2 protein-coding genes are annotated in these 2,440 nt (G+C 46.1%); both read right to left on the bottom strand.

Annotation, left to right across the window (positions count from 1 at the left end; all coding sequences use genetic code 11):
* On the bottom strand, positions 1-255 hold a 255-nt coding region (locus PX484_RS18465), incomplete at its 3' end, for a sodium-dependent bicarbonate transport family permease (protein WP_288105049.1).
* 122 nt (positions 256-377) lie between these two features.
* Positions 378-2,078 (bottom strand): bicarbonate transporter BicA, encoded by a 1,701-nt coding sequence (gene bicA, locus PX484_RS18460; RefSeq protein ID WP_287765135.1) that lies wholly within the window; start codon positions 2,076-2,078, stop codon positions 378-380.
* Between the last annotated feature and the right edge of the window lie 362 nt (positions 2,079-2,440).

Genomic DNA, 2,440 nt, shown 5'->3' with positions numbered 1-2,440 from the left:
GACCACAATAATCCCTACTATGACGGCAAAGATCATTGGTAATACCATTTCCGTCAGGTTGGAATTGCGGATGGCAATCCCGCCGGTCAGACCGATTTTGGTCAGCAGCATGAAGACGATGATCGTACAAATCGACTCTGGAATGACCAATTCACTCCCGAGAGCAGCAATGATCATGCCACCAATCAAAAAGGCCAGTGTTGGGGACTGCAACTGCTGGATAAAGTCCATGACAAACAATGAGAAAAAATCCACGAATACCTCCTTACGCCTCCCCTGATGAGGAGTATTAATACAAATGAACTTTCAAGAGTTAAAGAAAATAAGGGTCAGGTGCTTCACCCCAACAGCAGGCGTACTTCCCAAAGCGGTTAAATTTATGTCGGGTAAACCCCTTGATTAACCTCAAAATCCTCTGGTTCTTGGTGAGGATGGGTCTTGACAAAAGTTACCGCTTGTTGTAGGGCGATGGTTCTGTCCATTAGCACATGATCGGGGGGGATTTGGGCTAAAATGCCGAGACGTTCCAAACGATGCTGGATTTTGCTGGTGGCACCAACGATAAAGACTTGTAAACCTTTATCGATCGCATCTTTAATCGCATTTTCGATCGCTAAAGAAGCTGTCACCCCTAACAAAGGCACATCACTCAAGTCCAAGATTAAAACATCCGCTTCCTTCATGGCTGTGTGTTCTCTGGCGATCGCTTTCGAGACTCCAAAGATCATCGGACCACTGAGATAAAATAGGATGATGCGACCGTTAGCTTGGTTGAGTAACCGTTTTTCTTCTGGACTTAGGAGAATCTCGTCATCGTTATCGGTGATCGTTTTCACTTCCTGCGCTTGCAGTTCACTGAGGCGATCGATGGTGAGAATATTAGCAATAAAGACCCCCACACCCACAGCAACGATCAGATCGACGAATACTGTTAATAACAGTACACCGTACATGATTAGCGTCCCTTTTAGAGAAATCTTGTGGGAGCGTTTCAGGAAACTCCAGTCGAGAATATCGATCCCCACTTTTAGGGCAATCCCCGCTAATACCGCCATGGGGATACTCTTAGTTAAACCGGCGGCCCAGAGAACGACGACTAATAAAATTAAAGCGCGAGTAATGCCAGAAAGGGCAGTGGTCGCACCGGTTTGAATATTGACGACAGTTCCCATCGTGGCCCCGGCACCGGGTAAACCGCCACAGATTCCTGATACTAAGTTACCAATACCTTGACCAATCAATTCTTTATTCGATTTGTGTTCGGTACGGGTCAAACTATCGGCAATTACCGCCGTTAATAGGGTATCAATACAACCCAACATCCCTAAAACTGCCCCATCCACCAACATTGTGATCATTTGGGCAGCACTAAAGGTGGGCATTTGCAAGGTGGGTAAACCCACAGGAATATCCCCAATCCGGCGAATTTCAGCACCTTGGAAGAAAAACAGCGAAATCAGAGTTCCTATCACCAAAGCTAATAACTGAGGGGGGACAAAACGCTTGAATTTCGAGGGCATCAGAAAGATGATCGCCAAGGTGATCGCCCCCAGAATGGCTTCGGGGGGATTGATATTAGAGAGTAGTTCCGGGATTTTCTGCACTGTGCCTAAAACCCCTCCTTTGGGGGCGGCTTGCCCTAAAAATGGCGGAATTTGCAGAATAATCAGGATTACCCCGATCCCAGACATAAAGCCAGAAATAACGCTATAGGGCATCAGGGTGATGTATTTACCCATTTTGAAGATACCGAACAGAATCTGGAAAATGCCCGCTAACATGACTACCGTAAAGGCCATGGGTAGGCCTAATTCGGGATTTTTGGCGGTTAAACTGGCCACGATCGCCGTCATTACTACCGTCATCGGCCCCGTTGGTTCCGAAATTAACGTGGGTGTGCCACCAAAAAGGGCAGCAAAAAAACCCACACAGACAGCACCGTACAAACCAGCGATCGCTCCAGCCCCAGAAGCTACACCGAAAGCGAGAGCTAGAGGGAGAGAAACGATGGCAGCTGTTAGACCACCGAATATATCGCCCCGCAAATTGTCAAAGTGAATACGATTGGTTATTTCCATGAGAATCCAACTGAGCAAAGGGTTTTTTGCCACAACAAAGCCGGCGGTTGAGAGACCAGCCTTGATAGACAAAAGTTTATGGTTTTTAAAGATCGATTGTTATAAATCTATACTAGAACGGATATCTTGACAAGCAAATTTTATAAATTGAGTTTAAATCGATATATCTTTACAAAAGTATTGATTTAAACCTATGATGTAAGCGGTGTGGGGAGGTTTTCACTCGTTCCCCTCCATTCCTGCTTCTGTTTAGCAAAGCTCCTCAAGGCAGTAACAGAAGTGTAGCTCTCTAGAGGCCTCTCTTGATTCACGCCACTTTACATCAACTGATTGTCTTTGAAGCGACCGCTCGTCATGGCAGT

This window comes from Microcystis sp. M49636_WE2, assembly GCF_030065375.1.
GTDB lineage: Bacteria > Cyanobacteriota > Cyanobacteriia > Cyanobacteriales > Microcystaceae > Microcystis > Microcystis aeruginosa_C.
Note: the sequence above shows the minus strand (reverse complement) of the source record. Positions and strands in the feature narration are given on the sequence as shown.

Bases quoted from the DNA above. Each gene is read 5' to 3' on its own strand.
- bicA (WP_287765135.1), bottom strand. From the start codon at position 2,078: ATGGAAATAACCAATCGTATTCACTTTGACAATTTGCGGGGCGATATA.